Annotated in this window: 18 protein-coding genes; 11 read left to right on the plus strand and 7 right to left on the minus strand. The window is 58.2% G+C overall.

All coding sequences use genetic code 11. From position 1 onward, the window contains the following. The first annotated feature begins 138 nt into the window (after positions 1 to 138). From OXR61_RS01150 to OXR61_RS01160, 3 genes are all read left to right on the plus strand, one after another. Positions 139 to 975 (plus strand): MBL fold metallo-hydrolase, encoded by an 837-nt coding sequence (locus OXR61_RS01150; RefSeq protein ID WP_031279071.1) that lies wholly within the window; start codon positions 139 to 141, stop codon positions 973 to 975. A 115-nt stretch (positions 976 to 1,090) separates the two neighbouring features. Beyond that, positions 1,091 to 1,513: a DUF2231 domain-containing protein gene (locus OXR61_RS01155; RefSeq protein WP_021505986.1), complete on the plus strand. Its 423-nt coding sequence runs from the start codon at positions 1,091 to 1,093 to the stop codon at positions 1,511 to 1,513. Beyond that, positions 1,510 to 2,805 (plus strand): sorbosone dehydrogenase family protein, encoded by a 1,296-nt coding sequence (locus tag OXR61_RS01160; protein WP_021505987.1) that lies wholly within the window; start codon positions 1,510 to 1,512, stop codon positions 2,803 to 2,805. Before OXR61_RS01155 ends, OXR61_RS01160 begins: the two co-directional genes overlap by 4 nt. 527 nt (positions 2,806 to 3,332) lie before the next feature. Here OXR61_RS01160 and OXR61_RS01165 read toward each other — a convergent pair. Next, complete coding sequence (locus tag OXR61_RS01165; RefSeq protein WP_021505989.1) at positions 3,333 to 4,226, minus strand: LysR family transcriptional regulator; 894 nt, start codon at positions 4,224 to 4,226, stop codon at positions 3,333 to 3,335. A 102-nt stretch (positions 4,227 to 4,328) separates the two neighbouring features. Here OXR61_RS01165 and OXR61_RS01170 point away from each other — a divergent pair, with 102 nt between their 5' ends. After that, entirely contained in the window at positions 4,329 to 5,423 is a 1,095-nt protein-coding gene (locus OXR61_RS01170; protein WP_021505990.1) for an NADH:flavin oxidoreductase, read from the plus strand. Positions 5,424 to 5,655: 232 nt separating this feature from the next. On the opposite strand, the gene OXR61_RS01175 is transcribed toward OXR61_RS01170, so the two are convergent. Both OXR61_RS01175 and OXR61_RS01180 read right to left on the minus strand, forming a co-directional pair. Further along, complete coding sequence (locus tag OXR61_RS01175; RefSeq protein ID WP_267410488.1) at positions 5,656 to 6,246, minus strand: ParB/Srx family N-terminal domain-containing protein; 591 nt, start codon at positions 6,244 to 6,246, stop codon at positions 5,656 to 5,658. Continuing rightward, positions 6,243 to 6,545 carry a ParB-like protein gene (locus OXR61_RS01180; RefSeq protein ID WP_267410489.1) on the minus strand — a complete coding sequence of 101 codons (303 nt, stop codon included), beginning with the start codon at positions 6,543 to 6,545 and terminating at the stop codon, positions 6,243 to 6,245. The genes OXR61_RS01175 and OXR61_RS01180 overlap by 4 nt, the downstream gene beginning before the upstream one ends. Positions 6,546 to 6,682: 137 nt before the next feature. Here OXR61_RS01180 and OXR61_RS01185 point away from each other — a divergent pair, with 137 nt between their 5' ends. After that, complete coding sequence (locus OXR61_RS01185; RefSeq protein ID WP_021505992.1) at positions 6,683 to 7,315, plus strand: DapH/DapD/GlmU-related protein; 633 nt, start codon at positions 6,683 to 6,685, stop codon at positions 7,313 to 7,315. A gap of 3 nt (positions 7,316 to 7,318) precedes the next feature. Here the strand turns inward: OXR61_RS01185 and OXR61_RS01190 are convergent, their stop codons facing one another. Both OXR61_RS01190 and OXR61_RS01195 read right to left on the minus strand, forming a co-directional pair. Beyond that, entirely contained in the window at positions 7,319 to 8,638 is a 1,320-nt protein-coding gene (locus OXR61_RS01190; protein WP_021505993.1) for an MFS transporter, read from the minus strand. 201 nt (positions 8,639 to 8,839) lie between these two features. Then, on the minus strand, positions 8,840 to 9,808 hold the full coding sequence (locus tag OXR61_RS01195; protein WP_021505994.1) for a GT-D fold domain-containing glycosyltransferase: 969 nt from the start codon (positions 9,806 to 9,808) through the stop codon (positions 8,840 to 8,842). 571 nt (positions 9,809 to 10,379) lie between these two features. Here OXR61_RS01195 and OXR61_RS01200 point away from each other — a divergent pair. Beyond that, a complete protein-coding gene (locus tag OXR61_RS01200; protein ID WP_021505995.1) occupies positions 10,380 to 12,740 on the plus strand; it encodes a membrane-bound PQQ-dependent dehydrogenase, glucose/quinate/shikimate family in 2,361 nt (786 codons plus the stop codon). A gap of 59 nt (positions 12,741 to 12,799) precedes the next feature. Here OXR61_RS01200 and OXR61_RS01205 read toward each other — a convergent pair whose 3' ends face one another. After that, positions 12,800 to 14,266: a catalase gene (locus OXR61_RS01205; RefSeq protein WP_021505996.1), complete on the minus strand. Its 1,467-nt coding sequence runs from the start codon at positions 14,264 to 14,266 to the stop codon at positions 12,800 to 12,802. A gap of 432 nt (positions 14,267 to 14,698) precedes the next feature. Between OXR61_RS01205 and OXR61_RS01210 the strand changes: the two genes are divergently transcribed. The 3 genes from OXR61_RS01210 to OXR61_RS01220 all read left to right on the plus strand — a co-directional run bounded on the left by OXR61_RS01210 (position 14,699) and on the right by OXR61_RS01220 (position 17,794). Then, complete coding sequence (locus OXR61_RS01210; protein WP_081035964.1) at positions 14,699 to 16,165, plus strand: carbohydrate porin; 1,467 nt, start codon at positions 14,699 to 14,701, stop codon at positions 16,163 to 16,165. Positions 16,166 to 16,331: 166 nt separating this feature from the next. Then, positions 16,332 to 17,009, plus strand: a complete 678-nt coding sequence (locus tag OXR61_RS01215; RefSeq protein ID WP_021505999.1) for a hypothetical protein — start codon at positions 16,332 to 16,334, stop codon at positions 17,007 to 17,009. 80 nt (positions 17,010 to 17,089) lie between these two features. Further along, positions 17,090 to 17,794, plus strand: coding sequence for a pirin family protein (locus tag OXR61_RS01220; RefSeq protein WP_021506000.1), 705 nt, complete (start codon positions 17,090 to 17,092; stop codon positions 17,792 to 17,794). 115 nt (positions 17,795 to 17,909) lie between these two features. Here the strand turns inward: OXR61_RS01220 and OXR61_RS01225 are convergent, their stop codons facing one another. Then, the gene (locus OXR61_RS01225) at positions 17,910 to 18,368 is read right to left on the minus strand and encodes an RpiB/LacA/LacB family sugar-phosphate isomerase (protein ID WP_021506001.1); all 459 of its coding nucleotides are present in this window, start codon (positions 18,366 to 18,368) and stop codon (positions 17,910 to 17,912) included. A 432-nt stretch (positions 18,369 to 18,800) separates the two neighbouring features. Here OXR61_RS01225 and OXR61_RS01230 point away from each other — a divergent pair, with 432 nt between their 5' ends. After that, the gene (locus OXR61_RS01230; RefSeq protein ID WP_021506002.1) at positions 18,801 to 20,135 is read left to right on the plus strand and encodes an MFS transporter; all 1,335 of its coding nucleotides are present in this window, start codon (positions 18,801 to 18,803) and stop codon (positions 20,133 to 20,135) included. A 1-nt stretch (position 20,136) separates the two neighbouring features. After that, positions 20,137 to 21,882 (plus strand): dihydroxyacetone kinase family protein, encoded by a 1,746-nt coding sequence (locus tag OXR61_RS01235; protein WP_021506003.1) that lies wholly within the window; start codon positions 20,137 to 20,139, stop codon positions 21,880 to 21,882. Position 21,883 lies beyond the last annotated feature (1 nt).

Raw genomic sequence — 21,883 nt, forward strand, 5'->3', positions numbered from 1 at the left:
GAGTAATAAATAAATCGATAAATGAATAATTCTGGATTATTTGCAATTACCATCATCATGGCACATATATGTTTAATCACTTTTTATTTATTCATTTAATAACGGCGCGCTCGCGCCATTTTATTTTGGGGGAGAACAATGCGAATTCATCACCTCAACTGTGGCTGCATGTGCCCGCTCGGTGGCGCACTATTCGACGGTTTCAGCAAAGGTCCGTTCGCTAAACTGGTGTGCCACTGCTTATTGCTGGAAACTGACCGTCACGGTTTAATCCTCGTGGATACCGGTCTGGGCACGCAGGACATGCGCCATCCTGACCGCCGCCTGTCGGGCTTTTTCCGCACGCTGAATAATATTCGCTATAACGAGCAGCTCAGCGCGCTGGCACAGATTCAGCTGCTGGGTTTTCGTCCGGAAGATGTGCGCCACATTATTCTGACCCACCTCGATTTTGACCACGCCGGCGGCATCAGTGATTTTCCGGCCGCCCGCATTCATCTGCTGCAGCGTGAACTGGATACCGTAACCCAGGCGGGTGACAGCAGCTGGCTGGCGCGTCAGCGGTTTCGCCCGCAGCAGTGGACTGCGCACGATGGCTGGCGCGGTTATGCCAGCGGCGGCGAGCGCTGGTATGGCTTTGATGCGGTGAAGGCGGTCGACGATCTCAGCGATGAAATTCTGCTGGTGCCGCTGCCGGGACATACGCTGGGCCATGCGGGCGTGGCGATTCGTCACCAGGGCGGCTGGCTGCTGCATGGCGGCGACGCCTGGTTTTATCGCGGTGAAATGTACCACAGCCAGCGCCACTGTACGCCGGGCCTGCGCGGCTATCAGCGCCTGATGTGCAGTGACCGCGCCGCCTGGCACAGCAATCAGCAGCGGCTGCGTGAACTGTCACTGCAGCACGCGCAAGAGGTGCAACTGTTCTGCAGCCACGACGCGCAGGAACTGAACCAGTTCCGTCGGCACGGTTAACTTTTTGTGCGGGCTGTGCGCATGACTCTTTATCTTTACTAATATTTCTCAGGCGTGCGAAGCGATGCCTGGCCGGATCGCTCTCGCCTGGAAAAACTGTGATAGGGAGAGTGCGATGTACCATACCTCGGGACGCTCGGTTGTTGGCGTGACGCTGTTTACCCTGCTTGAGCCGTTGCCGCTGGGCTTTTTCTTTGCTGCCTGGCTGTTTGATATTATCTATCTGCAAACCTTCATCGTCATGTGGACCAAAGCCGCCAGCTGGCTGATTGCCATCGGGCTGGTGCTGGCTATTGTGCCGCGACTAATCAGCCTGATTCATTTATTCCGTGGCGCACCTGCCGCAGAGAAGACCCATTTCTGGCTGTCGCTGCTGGCGATCGTGCTGGCCATCGTCAACGCATTCATTCACAGCCGCGATGCCTATGCGGTGGTGCCGATGGGCGTGACGCTCTCCACCCTGGTGGTGGTGGTGTTGCTGATAGCGAATCTGCAGCTGGCGCTGCGCGAGCGTCGTTTACAGGGAGGTCGCCCATGAAATTTCGTGTAATGAGTGCGCTGGGAATTGCGGTACTGCTGAGCGCCTGCGACAGCGGATCGGACCTCGATCCGCAACGGCAAATCGGCCCTGATCCGCAGCTGCCGCAGGCCAAAAACTTCTTTATGCCGCCGATGCAGGTGCCGGAAGGCACCGCGTGGAAAGAGGGCGAGACACCAAAAGTGGCCGACGGCCTGAAGATCGAGAAAATCCCGGCCAGCCTGATGCACCCGCGTCAGCTGTATGTGCTGCCGAATGGCGACGTGCTGGTGGCAGAAGCCAACGGGGTGAAAAACCCGGTCACGGCACCGAAAGAATTGATCATGAGCCTGGTGCAGAAATCTTCCGGCAAAGGTGGCCCGGGCGGCAACCGCATCACGCTGCTGCGCAACGTTAACGGCAAGTGGGAACAGCACCGGTTTATCGAAAACCTCAATGCGCCGTTTGGCATGCAGCTGATTGGCAATACGCTGTATGTGGCTAACGCCGACAGCCTGGTGAAATTCCCTTACCAGACCGGCGAAACCGAAATCCGTACGCCGCCGGAAGAGGTGACGTCGCTGCCGGGCGGTGAGCTGAATCACCACTGGACCAAAGCGCTGCTCGCCAGTCCGGACGGCAGCAAACTGTACGTCGGTGTCGGCTCCAACAGTAACATCACCGAGAACGGCATCGGCGCAGAGTATGGCCGCGCGGCGGTGTGGGAAGTGGACGCCGCAACCGGTGCCAGCCGCATCTATGCCAGCGGCATCCGCAATCCTACCGGTCTGCAGTGGGAGCCGCAAAGTGGCAAGCTGTGGGCCATCGCCAACGAGCGTGACGAAATCGGGTCGGATCTGGTGCCGGATTACCTGACCTCCGTGCAGGACAAAGGTTTCTACGGCTGGCCGTACAGCTACTTTGGTCAGCACGTCGACGAGCGCGCACAGCCGCAGCGGCCGGATCTGGTGGCGAAAGCCATCAAGCCGGACTATGCGCTGAGCTCACACGTGGCACCGCTCGGCCTGCTGTTCTATGGCGCGGATAATATGCCGCAGTACCGCGGCGGCGCGTTCATCAGTGAACACGGCAGCTGGAACCGCACGCCGCTCAACGGCTATAAAGTGATTTGGGTGAAATTTGAAAACGGCAAACCGGTCGGGCAACCGCAGACGGTGGTGTCAGGATTCCTCACCGACGATCAGAAGCAGGTACGCGGTTTGCCGGTAGGACTGGCGACGGATAATCAGGGCGGGGTGTTGATTGCCGACGATGCCGGCAACGCGATCTGGCGTATAAGCGCCGCACAGTAGGATAATCGCAGGCAATAAAAAAGGATTTGGCCAGATCGCCAAATCCTTTTTTTATGTTCGTCACCCGGCTGGTAACCGCGCTCGGAACGGGGTGCTCAGCACTCCTCACAAAAGGAATGATAAAATGTGCAGCGAAAGATTTCAAGTTTCGCTAAAATACTGTATGGTTATACAGGTGTTGGGCGCGGCGGATGCTTATTGTTTTCTGATGACTCCAGGGGCGCGGATAGTCAAACCCCGGCAGGTTTCAGGTGGTGCTGGCCTGTGGCTTTCACAATGAGTGCCGCTCAGCGCTCCTCACAGATGTGCTTAGGCGGTCGGCGGGTAGAGTCAGGGCCCCGAAAGCTGAACAGCGCGCTCCTGTCAGAGGAGAAGGAAAGTGATGGAACTTGTTCGATTACTCCTGGACCTGGTCCGGGTGATCCTGCAAATCATCGTTGCCCTTTTGCAACTGACCGGTCAGGCGCACTGACCGGAACTTGAAACAAGGCGGAGCTCACCCCTCCGCCTTTTTTCGTACGCCCGCGTCACGCGCCGGGCCGGCTTTGCTGTTGCATCGCCTGCCTGAGCGCCGCAACAAATACGCTGACGCGCGCCGGCAGGTGGCGGGTGGTGGGAAACAGCGCCCACACGCCCAGCATCTGCGGCTGCGCGTCCTCCAGTTCCAGCGCCACCAGTTCGCCGGATGCCAGCTCTTCCCACACGTCCCACTCAGAAAGCTGCGCGATGCCGCTGCCGGCCACGCACAGCGCACGCACCCCTTCGACATTGCTGCCGCTGAAGCGTCCGTCAACGCTCAGGCTGGAGAGATGGCCGTCCACCATAAAACTCCACTGCACCACATTCGACAGGCGCAGACAGTGGTGTTGATGCAGCTCCGCCAGATGACGCGGCGTGCCGAAGCGTTGCAGATAGCCCGGAGCCGCACACAGCCGGCGCGGGTTGTCGGCCAGACGGTGTGCCACCAGGCGGGAATCGCGCAGCGGGGCGATGCGAATCGCGACATCAAAGCCCAGCCCGACAATGTCCGTGACATCGTCGCTGAGCTGAAACTCAACGCGCAGCCCGGGGTTTTGCTCCATCAGTGACGGCAGCAGCGGAATGATGGTGCGGCGGCCAAACCCCGTGGGCGCGGTGATGCGCAGCTGGCCGGTGGCCCCCTGTTTATCGGGCGCGAACAGGTTGCGTGCGCTCTGTTCGGTCTCGGCCAGCGTTCTGGCATAGGGAAGAAATTCTTCGCCTTCATCGGTAAGGGCAATGGCGCGCGTGGTGCGATGCAGCAGCCGTACGCCGAGATCCTCCTCCAGTGAGGCCAGCCGGCGCGACACGGTCATAGTGGTGGTGCCGAGCCGCCGCGCCGCCTGCGTCAGGCTGCGGGTTTGCGACACCATCAGAAAAACATCAATATCCCGGGAGTTCATTGTAACGGTTTCCGTTAAGCAGACGTATCATAATCGGTCATTTTTGCCACAATAGCGACTCACTATAATGGCTCCTGATGATAATTTACCTCAGAGCGCCAAATGTCCGACAAACACCTGTTTCAGAGCAGTACGCTTAACCACCTCGATTTAACCAATCGCCTGATGGTGGCACCGATGACGCGCATCTCCGCCAGTGTGGACGGTGTCCCGGGCGAGCGTATGCAGCAGTACTATACGCGTTTCGCCCGCGGTGGCTTTGGCGCAGTAATCACCGAAGGTCTCTACATCGATGAAGCCTGGTCACAGACTTACGCTTTTCAGGCCGGGCTGGTCAATCGCCAGCAGATCGCCGGCTGGCGGGCCATCACCAACAGCGTGCACCAGCACGGCAGCAAAATCATTGCACAGCTGATGCACGCCGGTGCGATATCGCAGGGCAACATTTACCGGCGCGATACGCTGGCGCCTTCGGCGATCCCGCCACGCGGCGAACAGCTGCGGTTTTATCATGGTCACGGCGCTTATCCGTTGCCGCGCGCCATAAGTGATGCGCAGATTGAGCAGGTAATTGACGCCTTTGCTGACAGCGCGGCGCGCGCCATTGAGGCAGCCGGTTTTGACGGCATTGAAATTCACGCGGCCAACGGTTATCTGCTCGATCAGTTCTTTACCGATTACACCAACCAGCGCAGCGACCGCTGGGGCGGCGATATTATCGCAAGACTGACGCTGACGCGGGAGGTGATTGCCGCGGTGCGACAGCGCATCGGTGCCAACGTCACGCTGGGCGTGCGGATTTCTCAGGGGAAAGTGAATGATTTTACGCATAAATGGCAGGAGGGCGCTGCCGGAGCGCGCCAGGTATTTGCGCTGCTGGCTGAATCAGGTATCGATTATCTGCATCTGACCGAGCACGATGCGTTGCAGCCAGCGTTCGCGGACGCGGCAGAGTCGCTGCTGCAGCTGGCGCGCCAGGCTGCGCCACAGTTGCCGGTGGTGATCAACGGATCGCTGTCAGATGCCGAACGCGCCGGCATGGCGTTGTATCAGGGCGCAGATTATGTGGCGCTGGGCAAAAGCGCGCTGGCCAATCCGGACTGGCCACAGCGCGTTCGCCACGGCCAGCCACTGCGCGCCTTCGATCAAAACCTGCTGGCACCGTCCGCGGATGTTAAAAACAGCGAGCTGGTATAACCGCCGTTTTCGGTCACCATCCATGGCGACCCTGCCACAACGGTGAAAGACGCATGCCCGTGCACCAGCAACAATGGTATGGGGTTTTGTCGGGTGCGTATTGCTGCGCATCAGCAACAATGGTGTGTGATTTTGTCGGGTGCGCATTGATGCGCACCAGCAGCAATAGTGTGTAATTTTGTAGGGCGCGCATTGATGCGCACCTGGATAAACCCAACACTACCCAGCCCGCTTAACGTTTAAACGCCCAGCTCAGCTTACCGTTATCGGCGCTTAACTTGTTCAGCGCCTTCTGGTTCACCGCGTCTCTGGCACCGAGCGCCTGCGCCGTCAGCGGACCGCTATCACTCTGCGCAATCACCGTATCCTTCGGCACGCTCACCATCTTCTCCGCCACCTTTTTCACCGCTGCGGCGTAGCCGTCGCGGTCGCGCAGGTTGAACGCTTTCAGCGGCAGTTCCCGGCTCAGCCACTGTCCCCAGAAGAATTCAAGGAACGGCGGCGGGTTGTCTGGCTTATCGAAGCCGATATCGCGCACAAAGTAGATCAGCGAACGATACTCATCATCCTGCATATGCTGGCGACCCAGCTCCTGCGGCAGTGCTTCGGGGGCGATCTTACCGTTTGGCGTCTCCAGCCACACCAGATGTGCCGCCGCCATTTTCTGCCAGAAAGCAGCCTGGCTTTTCAGCGGGCGGAAATCATCGGTAATGCGCACCTGCACCGGCGTTGACAGGCCGGCCATGTCAGCAAAGTTGCTGAACGTATGGTGGCCATCAGTCAGGTACAGTTGATTATCCGGGCCGATCACCGCGGTTTTCATCGGGCCGGGTTCGCTGCCGACCGGCGCCTTACAGCTGAAACTGGCCGGATCGCGCAGGGTGGAGCGCGGCGTGAAATTTGTCCCATGCTTTCGCAATAGTCATCGAACAGCTTTTCCGGATCGGCCTGATAACGATGCTGCTTGTAATCCAGCTGGCGATAACCAATGGCGGCCTGAGTGGGATGCAGCTGCGCCAGTTCGACCTGCACAATTTCTCCGGCTTTGATGTCGGGCGGCAGGGCGGCAAAGGCGGGGGCGGTACTGAATAGCAAGGCTAATAACGGCAGGGACGCTTTCATTCCATTTTCTCCTGAAGATCTCCCGGTGGAGCAACACGATAGCATTCCTGTCATCTTCCCGCTCTAGTGTTGTGGCTCGCGGTTGCGTTGAGGCAACCACTTATCCAGACATCTGACCACAACGGAGCACCTGCTTTATGATTTCTGCCACCCAGCATCCCGCTAAACTGCAACACACCGCGATCGATCCCAGCGTCCGTCTGCGCGACACGCAGATTGGCCAGCAGTGTGAAATTCTGGCGCACAGTTATCTGGAATACAGCGAACTGGGTGATTTTTCCTACCTTGGGGAACACTGCTGCGTGGCGGATGCGCAGATTGGCCGCTTCACGGCCATCGCCAATCAGGTGCGTATCGGGGCACCGAATCATCCGATGGATCGCGCCTCACAGCATCGCTTCACCTACTGCCCGGAGTATTACGACAGCCACGCGCAGCGCGATGCCGGTTTCTTCGCCGGACGCCGTGCCGATCGGGTGATCATTGGTCACGATGTGTGGATCGGTCACGGCGTGATTGTCCTGCCTGGCGTGACGGTCGGTGACGGCGCCGTGCTGGCGGCCGGGGCGGTGGTGAGTAAAGATGTGCCGCCTTACACCATCGTCGGAGGTGTGCCGGCGAAACCGATTCGCGCCCGTTTCAGCGCCGACATCGCGGCGCAGCTGCAGGCGATTGCCTGGTGGAACTGGCCGCTGGAGAAGCTGATGGCGCACCTGGCGGATTTTCAGTCGCCGGATATCGCCGCCTTCTGCCAGCGGCACGGGCGATAACGCTTACAAAGCCTGCTGCGCGGCGGCTGGCGGCGCATCGGCTTGCAGACGTTTCTCCGGCTGCAGCAGTGTCATGGCCAGCATGCTGCCAAAGGCGATACAGGCGGTGACGGTAAACATGGCGTTATAACCGTAGTACTGCGCCAGCCAGCCGCACAGCATCGGTGAAATGATCGACGCGAGGTTGGCGATGGCCAGCGTCATGCCGCTGAAGGTGCCGACCGATGCCTTCGGCGTCACGTCAATCACGACCGACCAGTAGACGTTATTCACCAGCGCATTGAGCGCGTTGCCGAGCGTCATCAGCGCGATAATCCCGGCAGCAGATCCGACCCAGGGAATGGCCATAAAGCAGCAGGCGGTGGCGCACAGCGTCACGGCGGCAAACAGGTTGCGCGCCAGCCGCAGATTGTTAAAGCGCGCCAGCAGGCGATCGGCGATGCGCCCGCCCAGCAGCACCGTCAGGCAGGCACCGCTCCACGGGATCATCGCCACATACCACAGCGAGTGCAGGTCATAGTGGAAATTATCCTGCAGATATTTCGGCAGCCAGGTCACCAGGGTAAAGGTGATGTAGAGGAAACTGAAATAGCCCAGCGCGTTGCACACCAGCGTGCGGCTGGTGAAGAAGCGCCACCACGGCAGCGCGCCTTCGTCCTGCGGCTGCTGGCGTTGCCCGGTAATGATCAGCTGACGCTCGACGGCATTGGCACGGGGATGCTGCTGTGGCGTATCAGTAAAGTGGCGGGCAAACAGCAGCATCGCCAGCAGTGAAAACGCGCCGAGCAGCATAAACATCATGCGCCAGTCGTTGGTGAGCAGCAGCAGTCCGACGGCAATCGGTGCGGTCAGCAGCGAGCCCACCTGGGTGCTCAGCAGGCCAATTCCCAGCGCGAAACCGCGTTCGTTATCCGGTGCCCAGTGGGCGATGGTTTTGTTCATCAACGCGTAGGCCGGCCCTTCGCTGAAGCCAAACAGCACGCGCAGTGCAGCAAACCCCATGATCGCCGAGCCGCCAAACAGCGCCATGCCCAGCTCTCCGGCCCAGGCGGTGGCGATCTCCAGCAGCGACCACAGAATGCCGGCCATCAGCCAGACCTTTTTGGTGCCCAGCCGATCGGCAAGGAAGCCGCCGCACAGTGACCCGAACAGATAGCCAAAGCCAAAGTAGCCCAGCACGGCACCGAGTTGCACTTTACTGAAGTGAAATTCCTGCGAGATAGCGTTGGCGGCGAACGATAGCGCACCGCGGTCGATGTAGTTAATCAGTGCGATGAGAAACAGCAGCGAGAAAATGGTGTAGCGGGTTGAGGACGCTTTCATCATGCGACTCCTGAAAATGAACACAGGAATCATTAAGCAAAGGTAATGCCAGATTGCTAAGGCTGCTAACTAATTAGTGTCCGCCATGCCATAGTGCCCGCGCCGTCGCAGTCAGAACCATCGCGCTGGCTAATAAATACCCGCTATCTGAGCGTACTGCACCAAACCGATCGCCGGCACGATCGGTTACGGTGCGCTGCATCACACTATCGGCTGCGTGACCACCGCGGCACTGCGCAGTGGCTCCTGACCTAAACCGACGTGCAGCAGAATCTGGCTGCGATAATGCGCATCCGCTTCCTGCTGTTCGTCACTCTGTAATAAACCGACCTCATTCACATTTTTCCCCGCGACCTGCACCTTAGTGCGTGCCGCGCTGCGCATCCACTCATACTCAATATCGATATGGCCGGTATCAATGCAGCGAATGCCGTGCTGACTGAGGTCGTAAGCCAGCACGGTTGCCGTCGGTCCAAGGGAGATCAATACCATGTCGAACTCGCGCGCGTGCGCCAGTACATTACTGTATAGCTCGTTATAAACCGAAAACGCGTTACGGTTGAGAGTGGTAATGCGCCGGATCTGCCGTGCGCCATCCAGCAGATCGTTACCGAGACCAAGGCGCGTGCCGCTACCCTCAACAATCAGAATTTTTTTATCGTGAAACAGCTGTTTAAATTTGGCAAAAATACGTGCCGCCGGCTGTTTATCTTTATAATCATGATAAGGTCGCGTTACCGAAGTATTACCATAGCGATAGCCTTTCTTTAATAAATGCTCATAGTGGCGAAAGAAAAACGCTTTATGAAAAAACCAGAAAAGCGCTGAGCCAAAACGCATATTCCCGGTGCCGCGAAAGGCATCAGGCATACACAGCAGACAGCGATTATCGCTCTGCGTGCCACGGCGCATGATCTCTTTCAGGCGAATGGAAAGGCGTTCATCAAAAGACTGAAAGCCAATATTCTTAAATAGCGTCATTTCCAGTTCCCCATCCCCATAGCGGCACACTGAGAGCCGGTCATCGCTGAGCAGCAGATCGATGGTCTGTTCTGCTGACAGGACCTGATATTGCCGGGCGTGCGCATTGGCCACGGGAAATTTAATGGCAGCATGTGTGAGTTTAAATGGAAAACGTAATTTGCGATAAAAAGCGTCTGCGCTGATCATAATAACCTTCTTTTTATAAGCGGCTTTGCCGCAGAGCAGTCAGATAATGTATATCACCGATTAATTTGGCAGACAGGCTAAGGAAACTCTCAAAATAATAAATACGCTATTTCATTTATCAATGTCACCGTGCCGGAAAGACGCTATTTTTAGGGCAAAGCGCAGCGTTGCCTGCTTTTTTAGCATCAGGTTCTGACATGACCAGGACAAATCGCATTTGTACGCCACTAATCAATTAAATAATTTCACCAGAAATACATGCGCCGACAAATTGCAGGCTGCCCGGCAGCACGCCTGTCGCGCCCTTAGTCATATCGCACGCTGCGTTATCAAAAAATGCGGATTTTCCTGATGATTGATTAATTTCCTCCAACAAAATTGAAACGTGATTTCACTCACACTACGAGCGAAGCGGGGCGCAGCATGAAGGAGCAGAGCTACATTGATAAGCGGCACTAACGACACGCCGCCAGGCAGATTTTTAACTGACGGTTACGTAAGTTAAGATTTTGTTGAGTTTATGTGTCTTTAGTTTGGGGTGGTTAATAATGATGAGCGTTGAGGGATTCGCATGATAAACAAACTGTCCAGTCTCGTGCTGGCGATTCTGGGTGTTGCGCTGCTCTATATGGGCGGCAAGCTGCTGATGATGGGCGGCAGCGCATTTTACGCATTGATGGCGGTGGGATTACTGATCACCGCCATTTTACTGTTCCGCAATCAGCGCAGCGCGCTGAGCCTGTATGCGGTGCTGATGTGGATCACGCTGGCATGGATGATCTGGGAAGTCGGCTTCGACAAGTGGCAGTGGATCCCGCGCGGCGATCTGTTTGGCGTGATCGGCCTGTGGCTGGCGATGCCGTGGGTGGTCAAACCGCTGTATCAGGGACAGCGTCGCTTCCACGGCCTGCTCGGCAGCACGGTGGCCATCATGATTGTACTGGTGATTGGATTGTGCTTTTACGATCCGCTGCCGCAGGCCGGCACCATCACCAATGCGCGTGAACAAAACAGCGAGCAGGGCGCGAGCGCTGACTGGACCGCCTACGGCGGCACCGCCGACGGCCTGCGTTTCTCCGCCCTGAATCAGATCACCAAAGAGAACGTGCGCAATCTCGAAGTGGCCTGGACCTATCACACCGGCGATCTGCGTCAGGATAACGATGCCACCGAATACACCTTCGAAGCCACGCCGCTGAAAGCCAACGGCATGCTCTATTTCTGTACGCCGCACAATGAGGTCCACGCGCTCGATCCGCAGAGTGGTGCGGTGAAGTGGAAATACACGCCGGCGAAAGATCGTTCTTATCTGCAGCAGCATCAGACCTGCCGTGGCGTCAGCTATTACGCGGGCGCACCGGCTGCCGCACAGGACACGGCGGCGACGCCGGCGATGTGCCGCAAGCGCATCTTTAACGCCACCACTGACGCCCGGCTGATTGCGCTGGATGCCGACAGCGGCAAACCGTGCGCCGATTTTGGCAACAACGGAGTGGTGGATCTGCATGCCAATATGGGTGAGGTTCGTCCACACGCGTTGATGCAGACCGCCGCGCCGCTGGTCGCGGGCAATCTGGTGATTGTCGGCGGCTCGGTTATGGATAACGGCTTCAACAGCGGTAACCCCTCTGGCGTAATTCGCGCCTATGATGTGCAAAGTGGTCGTCTGGTGTGGAACTTTGATCCGGCTAATCCGCAAAATACCGCGCCGATTGCTGCTGGCCAGGCCTATCCGCAGGATACGCCGGTGGCCTGGGGTACGCTGAGCGCTGACCTGAAAAACGGCCTGGTGTATGTGCCGTTTGGCAACGCCTCGCCGGATGAACTGGGCATCGAGCGCGATGCCAATAGCAATACAGAGAAATTCCGTGATGCGTTAGTGGCGCTCGATCTGCAGACCGGTGCATTCAAATGGCGCTATCAGAGCTCCCATCACGATCTGTGGGACCGCGATAACCCGTCACAGCCGTCGCTGGTCGATATGGATTATCAGGGCCAGAAACAGCCGGTGGTGATCCTGCCGACCAAAACCGGCAACCTGTTTGTGCTCAATCGCCTGACCGGCCAGCCGGTTTATCCGGTTAACGACGTGAAGGTTTCGACGGAAGGCGGCGTGCCGGGCGAGAAATTCGCCGCCACCCAGCCGGTATCCAGTCTGAACTTTATTCCGCAGCCGCTGACTGAGAAGTCAATGTGGGGCATCACACCGTTTGATCAAATGGCCTGCCGTATGGATTTCCGTAGCCTGCGCTATGACGGCAATCCGTGGACGCCAGCCACAGAAGGCGGCTCGCTGGTGTTCCCGGGCAATATCGGGGTGTTTAACTGGGGATCGGTGGCGGTTGATCCGCAACGTCAGATGCTGATTGCCGCACCGGTGCGCCTCGCCTACAAATACAACCTGATCAAGCGTACGCCCGCCACGGCGACGGAGCGCCTGTTCACCAAAGATGGCCAGCCTTACTGGAACGAAAACTTCCACGGTGATTACGCCATCCACATCCAGCAGCTGGCCTCCGATCTCGGCATTCCCTGCATTGCACCGCCGTGGGGCCGCATGGTCGGCGTGGATTTGAAAACCGGCAAAACCGAATGGCTGCGTCGCGTTGGCACCACGAAAAACCTGAAAACCAGCTTCCTGCCGGGCCGCTTCCCGATTGGCTTCCCGATGGGCATGGTGGCGCACGGCGGGCCACTGCTGACGGCCGGCGATCTGGTGTTCCACGGTGCGACCGCAGATAACTTCATTCGCGCCTATGACAGCACCACCGGCGAACTGCTGTGGCAGCAGGAGCTTAGCGCCGGCGCGCAGGCGACACCATCCACTTACATGGGCAGCGACGGTAAGCAGTACGTGGTGATTGCCGCAGGCGGTCACGGTTCGCTCGGCACCAAAGCCGGCGACAGCGTGGTGGCGTTCCGTCTGAAATAATCCTGTCGATGCAAAAAAGGCGCCCGCGGGCGCCTTTTTTATATTTATAAATCAGCGCATTAACGCTTGGCGCGCTCGGTTTGTACCCGCTGGGCAATGCGATCGCCAATCGTCTGGTCGATGTTGCGCCAGTACTCAAACGCGCGCGACAGCACCGGCTCCTCCACGCCGTTGAGCAGATGACCGCTGACGTTATTCACCAGACGATCACGTGCCGCCTCATCCAGCACTTTATTGACCAGCGTATTGGCCTGGCCAAAGTCATCATCATCCTGACGCAGCGTGTAGGGTGCGCGCACCATGTTGCCGTGCGCTTCCCAGGTGGAATCCGTCGGGTAGCGCTCGCCGTCCGCCGCCGGACCGCCTTTCGAGTTCGGCGCATAAACCGGATCGCTGACCGGGTTGATGCGCATCGCGCCATCCTTGCTGTAGCTGTGCACCGGTGCCTGCGGGGCGTTGACCGGAATCTGCTTGTAGTTAACGCCAAGACGGGCGCGGTGAGCATCGGCATAGGCAAACACCCGGCCAATCAGCATCTTATCCGGGCTCAGGCCGATGCCGGGCACCAGGTTGTTTGGTTCAAACGCCGCCTGTTCAATCTGCGCGTGGTTGTCGGTCGGGTTGCGGTTCAGCATCAGTTTGCCGACTTTAATCAGCGGATAATCGCTGTGTGGCCAGACCTTGGTCAGATCAAACGGGTTGAAGCGGTAGGTTTCCGCCTCGGCAAACGGCATGATCTGCATGTACAGCGTCCAGCTGGGGAAATCACCATTTTTGATGGCGGTGAACAGATCGCGCGTGTGGTAATCACCGTCCTGACCGGCCAGTAGATCGGCGTTATCCTGCGTCAGGAACTCCACGCCCTGATCGGTTTTGAAGTGGTATTTAACCCAGAATTTTTCCCCGGCGGCGTTAACCCACATATAGGTGTGACTGGAGTAACCGTTCATGTGGCGCCAGCTTTTCGGAATGCCGCGGTCGCCCATCAGCCAGGTCACCTGGTGCGCCGACTCTGGCGACAGCGTCCAGAAATCCCACTGCATATCGTTATCACGCAGATTGTTGTCGGCACGGCGCTTCTGCGAGCGGATAAAGTGCTGGAACTTCATCGGGTCACGGATAAAGAACACCGGCGTGTTATTGCCCACCATGTCGTAGTTGCCTTCGCTGGTGTAAAACTTGATCGCGAAGCCGCGCGGATCGCGCCAGGTGTCCGGGCTGCCACGCTCGCCGGCCACGGTGGAGAAGCGCATCACCACATCGGTTTTGGTGCCGGGCTGAAATACCGCTGCTTTGGTGTAACGGCTGACATCTTCTGTCACCTGAAAATAGCCAAATGCACCGCTGCCTTTGGCGTGCGGCTGACGCTCTGGAATACGTTCGCGGTTGAAGTTAGCCATCTGCTCAATCAGGTAGTGATCGTGCAGCATCAGCGGGCCGTCTGGACCGACGGACAAAGAATGTTCGTCGCTGGCTACCGGAATGCCAGCATCCGTGGTGGTCGGCTTGCGATCGTCATTGCTCATAATATCTCCAGCTTTTGTAAGGATAATCCAACCACTAAGCGTAGCAGCGAGGCGCAGGCTTGCCCGAATAATTGCGCCGTCTCATCTGGTTGCCGCATTAAGCGATGCGGCACAGCTCGCAAATTTGCTTTTTATTTCTGCTGCTGGCTAAGCAGATTTTCCGTGCCGGAAAAAGCGCCATTCTGCGAATGGGATCGGAAAAGAAAAATTAATTCACCTGTCTTTTAAGACAGGTCGCAAGGGATTTTTCCATTTAAGTAAAAACAGACCTCGAATTAATCAATCATTTTATAACTTCATGTAAAATATCACTTTTTAATTTAATGATATTGATCAAAAAGAACCACAATCCGCTTATTTATGCTCTCGCTGCGTCAAAGGCAATCCCGTTGTAATTAATGAATGGACATAATAAGAGAGATAAATATGGTGATGCATAAGGCTAAAACCGCGCGCCTGGCGCTGGCTATCGCGGGGATGATGGTGGGTGGCAGTGCAGCGGCACAGTCATTAACGCTGGAGCAGCGTCTGGCCCAGCTGGAAGAGAAAATCGCGCGCGATGAGCAGCAGCAAAAGGAGGCGAGCGCCGGAACAACCAACACGTTCCGCTTTTCCGGCTACGCCCGTTCCGGCCTGCTGGTTAATGATAAAGGGCGCGGCGGACGTGCCGGACCTGCTATTTCGCCTGCCAGTTCGATCGGCGGCGATGCGCATATTGGCCGGTTAGGTAATGAAAAAGATCACTACATCGAGCTGGGCTTTCATAATCAAACCCGGTTCAGTAATGGTTCGTGGGCCAATTTCAAAGCGCTGCTGGCAGATGGCTCATCCAGTCCGGACCCGTGGGTGCAGAATAATGACAACAACCTGAATATCCGCCAGGTATATGTCGAAATGGGGGATCTGCCCAGCTTTGGGGGCGCCGCGCAACATGCCTCGCTGTGGGCGGGCAAACGCTTTGACGGCGACAATTTTGATCTGCACTTCACCGATACCGATATCGTCTTTCTTGGCGGCACCGGCGGCGGCATCAGCAACCTGCAATGGAACGAGCAATGGCGCAGCGATTTCTCCATTTATGGCCGCAGTTTTGGCGACCTGGGCAGCAGTCGCTACGACGATAACAATGTGCAAAACCTGCTGCTGACCTCGAACCAGTTTTACGGTAACTGGCAGTGGATGCTGACCGGCATGAGCGCAAACGGCAACGACGAGCTGAAAGGGCGCGCATCGACCACCGGCAGCTATGCGCTGCGCAGTGACGATACGGCAAAGCATGGCGTATTTACCATGCTGGCCTGGCACGATAAAAACCGCTTCTACGGACTGGCACCGGGCAGCAGCACTCACGCCATTCAGTGGGGGAAAGGGCTGGGCGCAGAAACCCGGCAGATCGGTGGCGACGGCGACTTAACGCGCAACGCCAGCGCGCTGCGACTGGCCACCTTTGGCGTGATGCCACTGAGCGATCGCTGGTCGGTGGCCCCATCGCTGCTGGCGCAGCACAGCGAGGATCGCTACCGCAAAGGCGATCGCTATGACTGGGCAACCATCAACCTGCGCGCATCCCAGGCGATTACGGAGAACTTTGCGCTGCAATATGAAGCGTCGTGGCTGTATATGGACCTCAAACCCAATGGCCGCAGCTATCAGGATGGCGGCAGCATCGCGACGTACAACGCGGTGAAGGGCGATGTATATAAGCTGACCTTTGCGCCAACGTTTAAAGTCGGCAACATCAACGACATGCTGGTGCGGCCGGAGATTCGCCTGTTCGCGACCTGGATGAACTGGTCTAAAGCGCTGGACAACTATGCGCTGAACGATGATTTCGGCAGCGCGGGCTTTACCGCTGGCGGTAGCTGGAACTTTGGCGTACAGGCAGAAGTGTGGTTCTGAGATCGCACTTCACGCTGACTGGCTGAAGGAAGGTTGCACGGTGTGAGGCGTTGAAACGGCCTCGCACCGCATCCGGCGAAACCTGCCAGGCAGCGGTAAAGCTGCATTCCGTCACCGATTGCGGCTATAGTGCAACCTACTGAACCTGAAGCGATAAGGAATCGTTGTGACCATTGCCTGCCTGCATACCGCCGCCAGTAATATTGCTATTTTTGATGACGCCGCGCAGTCGCTCGGCATTCCGCCTCAGCAAATCAGCCATCTGGTGATGCCACATCTACTGGCAGAAGCAGAACTCAGCGGTGGCATGACGCTGGCCCAGCAGCAGCGTCTGGAGCAGCTGTTACTCAGCCTGACGCCGTGGTTCGACGCGATACTGATTACCTGCTCTACCTTAGGTGCCGCCGCGGACAGCCTGCGCGATCCACAACAGCGCTGTGCGGTTTATCGCACTGACCGTATGCTGGCGGACGAAGTGCATCGCCGTGGCACACCCGCGCTGGTGCTGTGTGCCGCGGAGTCTACGCTGCACAGTACGCGCCAGCTGTTTTGCCCGGAGAGTCTGGCACCTGACCAGCGTCCGCAAGTCAGGCTTATCCCGGATGCCTGGGCCGCATTCAAAGCTGGCCGGCTGGACGACTATTACACGCTGATCGCCGATGCCGTCGCTCAGGGACAGCAGCAGGGCGCGGTTCAGGTGGCGTTAGCGCAGGTGTCGATGGCCGGGGCCGCGTCGCGTTTTCCTGCGCCACAGCGGCCACTTACCAGCTCGCACCTGGCGCTCAGCTTCGTACTGCAGCAGGCTAAAGGCGCGGACGAAGGTCATTCAAAACCACTGATTTAAGCCAACAAAAAGCCCTACTGTTACGCAATTTTGCAGCCTTTATGATGGTCATCAGAACCTGATTTTTGAGGAAGCCACTGATGAACGTGATTAAAGCGCAGCGTGACCAGCTGTTTGAATACGGTCCCTTTACCATTCGCCGGCAGCGGCCGGGAGAACCACTGGGCGCGCTGGCGATTGTCGACCAGATGACGCTGAAGCCCGGCGCGGTGGTACCGATGCGCCGCCATCAGGATGATGAGATTTTCAGCTATGTCTGGCGCGGCTCGGTGCAGTACCGATGCGAGGAGGGAGAGACTCTCGCTCTCAACGGCAAACGCGCACTGCTGGTGAATGCGGGCAGTGGGGTACGTCATGAAGAGTCAGCACCGCTGATTGAAAGCGAAATGCTGCAGGCGTACATCCGACCGGCATCCGGCGGCGGTGAAGGGCAGGTGCAGAGTGTGTACCGGGCAGAAGGGGCGGCACTTAACCAGTGGACGCTGCTGGCCGGTCCGCAGCACAGTGAGGCGCCGCTGACGCTGCGTCAGGCCGTTTACATCTATGACGTCAGGCTGGATCGTGGCGCACAGATCGAGGTGCCGCATTTGCCGGGTTATGCCAGCTGGGTCACGGTGCTGGAGGGCATTGCACGCACCGGGGATGTGCGACTGCAAAAGGGCGATGCGGTGAGCGATAGCGCTGCCTTGCCGGCTATCCACGGTGAACGCGACGCCCTGCTGGTCGCCTTTCTGGTGCAGCAGAATGCGCCTGCGGTGCTGAGCGGTACGCTAAGCGGCAGTTAAAACACCGGGTATGACACGGCTGGCATGCACCAAAGTGGCCAGTCGTGTCAGCGTGCCGCTGGCGATATCACCCACTCAGGCGCTGCCGGCTCTGCAACTCAGCGCCCGATAACCATTATTTCGCGTGTGACACCTGTTCGTAGTAACCGATCTTCTCCACTTTGGCGGTCGAACCGCCACCTTCAAACTCGGATGCCAGCCAGGCGTTAACGATGTTTTTCGCCAGCTCCGGCCCAATTACGCGTGAGCCCATGGTCATGATCTGCGCATTGTTACTTTTGCGCGCGCGCTCGGCGGAGAAGGTGTCATGGCACTGCGCGGCGCGCACGCCTTCCACTTTATTGGCAACAATCGCGACGCCAATGCCGGTGCCACACAGCAAAATGCCGCGCTCAAACTGCTTTTGCTGCACCGCCGTAGCGAGCGCAAACGCCACGTCCGGATACATCGGGCGGTCATTTTGCGCGTCGTTACTGTAATCAGTTACCTGATAATCCTGCTCTTCCAGCAGCTTTTTAATGATGTTTTTCAAATCGATAGCCGCATCATCGGCACCAATAGCGATAGTTTTCATCACGTCTCTCCAGTGATACAGGGTCTGACACCTGCACATATGTTCGTCAGGCGATTAGATGTTCACTGACAGCCTGCCACAAAATCAAACATATGTTCAATACGTGTTCATATGATTTAGCGATCGGCCACGCAAAATCTCGCGCACCCCTGATGTAACGATCGCGCAGCGCCGCTCTGCTGCGAAAAATCCTGAAAATGTCGCTGAAATCAAATCTCATGCGCACTGTCACACTTTCGCCAACTGCGCTTGAGGAGTGAGCAAATATCCGTGTAGTGTTCATTTGTTCGCATGACCCTATCCATGTACAAGAAGACCCATTGAGGACTCGAACATGTGTCATTTGCTTCTTACCTCGCATTTTGTCTGTCGCCAGCGCCGGTTTTGCGCCTGGCCAACACCGTCTCACTGCGCACGTTTCGGAGGTGCGTTATGAATCACTCTGCTGTCAGCGCGGTTGAGCAGACCGCAATCCGCAAAATCTCCTGGCGCCTGGTACCGTTTGTGGCGCTGATGTTCTTTATCAATTTCCTCGATCGCACCGCCATTTCCTTTGCCGGCCCAAACGGCATGACGCAGGACCTCGGCCTCAGTGCGCTGCAGTTTGGTCTCGCCTCCGGCATCTTCTTTATTGGTTACATCCTGCTGGAAGTGCCCAGCAACCTGGCGCTGCATAAGTTCGGCGCGCGGCGCTGGCTGGCGCGCATCATGATCAGCTGGGGCATCGTCTCGCTGCTGTTTACCTGGGTCAGCAGTGTCGAAGGGCTGTACACGCTGCGCCTGCTGCTGGGGATTGCCGAGGCCGGTTTCTTCCCGGGCGCCATCCTTTATCTCAGCCTGTGGGTGCCGGCGCGCCACCGCAGCAAAATTCTCTCGCTGTTCTACCTGGCACAACCGCTGACGGTGGTATTTGGCGCACCGCTGGCTGCCTCGCTGATTGAGCAGCACGGGCTGTTTGGCCTGGAGGGCTGGCGCGTAATGTTTATGGGCGTATCGCTGCCAGCAATCCTCATCGGGATTGTGGCGCTGTTCTGGCTGGTGGACTCGCCGCGTCAGGCGAAGTGGCTGAATGACGACGAGAAAAACTGGCTGATAGCCGAACTGGAGGCGGAACATCAGCACAAGCAGGGCCAGCACCCGCACAGCGTGCGTTCGGTGATGGGCAACAGCCGCGTGTGGATGCTGTGCCTGATCTACTTCGGCTTTATTTACGGCCTGTACGCGCTGGCGTTCTTCCTGCCGACCATTATCGCCGGCTTCCAGCAGCAGTTTGGCACCACCTTCAACGTGATGCAGAAAGGGCTGATCACCGGCGTGCCGTACCTGATCGCCGCCGTCGTGATGTTTTTCTGGTCGCGGGATGCCGCGCGGCGCGGCTGTAAAACCTGGCACATCGCGATTCCTGCGGTCGCGGGCGGCGTCAGCGTACCGCTGGCGCTCTACATGGATTCACCGTTTACCACCATCATGGTGATCGCCGTAACGGCCAGTGCCATCTTCGCCGCATTGCCCAATTTCTGGACGCTGCCAACGCAGTTCCTGACCGGCGCATCGGCAGCGGCGGCGATTGCGCTGATTAACACCCTGGGCAACGTGGCGGGTTTTTCCGCCGGTTACATCACCGGCGCACTGCATGATGCCACTCACAGTTATGTGTTACCGATGTTCGTGGTCGGCGGTTTTATGCTGCTCTCCGCTGTATTGATGCTGTTCCTCAATCGCCGTCGCGCGCAGCCTCTGCCAGCCTCATTTGTACAGGAGCAATAACATGACGTACCTGTTTAACCAGCCATCCGCGTTTGCCGCGGAACTGATCGAAGGCTTTGTGGCCGCCAACGCCGATAAAGTACGCCAGGTGAGCGGTGGTGTGGTGCGCAGCACGCGCAGCCAGCCGGATACCGTGGCGGTGATTGTCGGTGGCGGTTCCGGTCACTATCCCGCCTTTGCCGGATTGGTCGGCCAGGGCCTGGCGCACGGGGCGGCAATGGGCAATCTGTTCGCTTCGCCGTCGGCGCAGCAAATCTATAACGTCGCGCGCGCGGCGCATAACGGCGCGGGTGTGCTGTTGCTGTTTGGAAACTATGCCGGTGACGTGCTGCATTTTGGTCAGGCGTGCGAGCGGCTGCGCGCTGAAGGTATTGCCTGTGAGGTGCTGGCGGTAACGGATGATGTGTCCAGCGCCAGCCACGATGAGCGTATGAAGCGACGCGGCGTAGCCGGCGATCTGTGTGTGTTTAAAGTGGCTGCGGCCGCGGCAGAAGCGGGAGACGATCTGGCTACGGTGCTGAAAAAAGCGCAGCACGCCAACGATCGCACCCGCACCTTCGGCGTGGCATTTTCCGGCTGCACGCTGCCGGGCGCTGCGCATCCACTGTTTGAGGTAGAGAAAGGGCGCATGGCGCTCGGGCTGGGCATCCACGGTGAGCCGGGCATCAGCGAAACGGCGGTGCCGCGTGCCGACGAGCTGGCAGAAATCTTTATCGACCGGCTGCTGAGTGAGCGGCCAGCGGATGTGGCGCAGGTGGCGGGACAGCGCGTGGCGGTAATCCTCAACGGTCTCGGTTCAGTCAAGTATGAAGAGCTGTTTGTGGTGTATCGCCGCATCGCCCAGCTGCTGTCGGCGGCGCAGTTGCAGGTAGTGGAGCCGGATGTCGGCGAATTCGTCACCAGTTTTAACATGGCGGGCGTCTCGCTGACGCTGATGTGGCTCGATGATGAGCTGGAAACGCTGTGGGGCGCGCCGGCCAATACGCCGGCCTACCGCAAAGGCAGCGTCCTGATTGCCGAGCCGCTCAGCGCCGCCGAGTGCGAAGAGATCAGTGAAGAGACGTTACCGCAGGCCAGCACTGCATCACAACACAGCGCCCGGCGCGTTCTTGAACTGCTGGAAGCGGTGGCGGTGATGATTCAGCGTCATGCCGGCCAGCTGGGCGACATTGATGCGGTAGCGGGCGACGGCGATCACGGCATTGGTATGGAGCGCGGCGTACTCGGCGCGGTGGAAAAGGCGCGTGAGGTGGCCGCGCGTGGCGCCGGCGCTGGCAGTCTGCTGTGTCGCGCCGCCGATGCCTGGGCGGATAAAGCGGGCGGCACGTCCGGAGCCCTGTGGGGCGTGGCACTGACCGCGCTCGGCACCGCGCTGGGCGACAGCGCGGCAGCGGATGCACCACGCGTCGCTGCCGGCGTCCGGGATGCAAAAGAGGGCATTATGCACTTCGGCAAAGCGCGCGTCGGTGATAAAACCATGGTTGACGTGCTGGTTCCGTTTAGCGACACGCTGAGCGCTGCGGTGGCGCAGGGCGCATCACTCACCGAAGCCTGGTTACGTGCGGCAGCGGTGGCGGAGCAGGCCGCGCAGGCCACCGCACAGCTGGTACCGAAAGTGGGGCGTGCGCGGCCGCTGGCAGAAAAAAGCGTTGGCACGCCGGACGCCGGTGCGGTTTCACTGGCGATGATCGTCAACACCGTTGGCAATCTGTTAAAAGAACACAGTGCATCTGAACAGGGAGCGTAAT

It is taken from the genome of Pantoea sp. GM_Pan_4 (assembly GCF_026541005.1).
GTDB classification, from domain to species: domain Bacteria; phylum Pseudomonadota; class Gammaproteobacteria; order Enterobacterales; family Enterobacteriaceae; genus Pantoea; species Pantoea dispersa.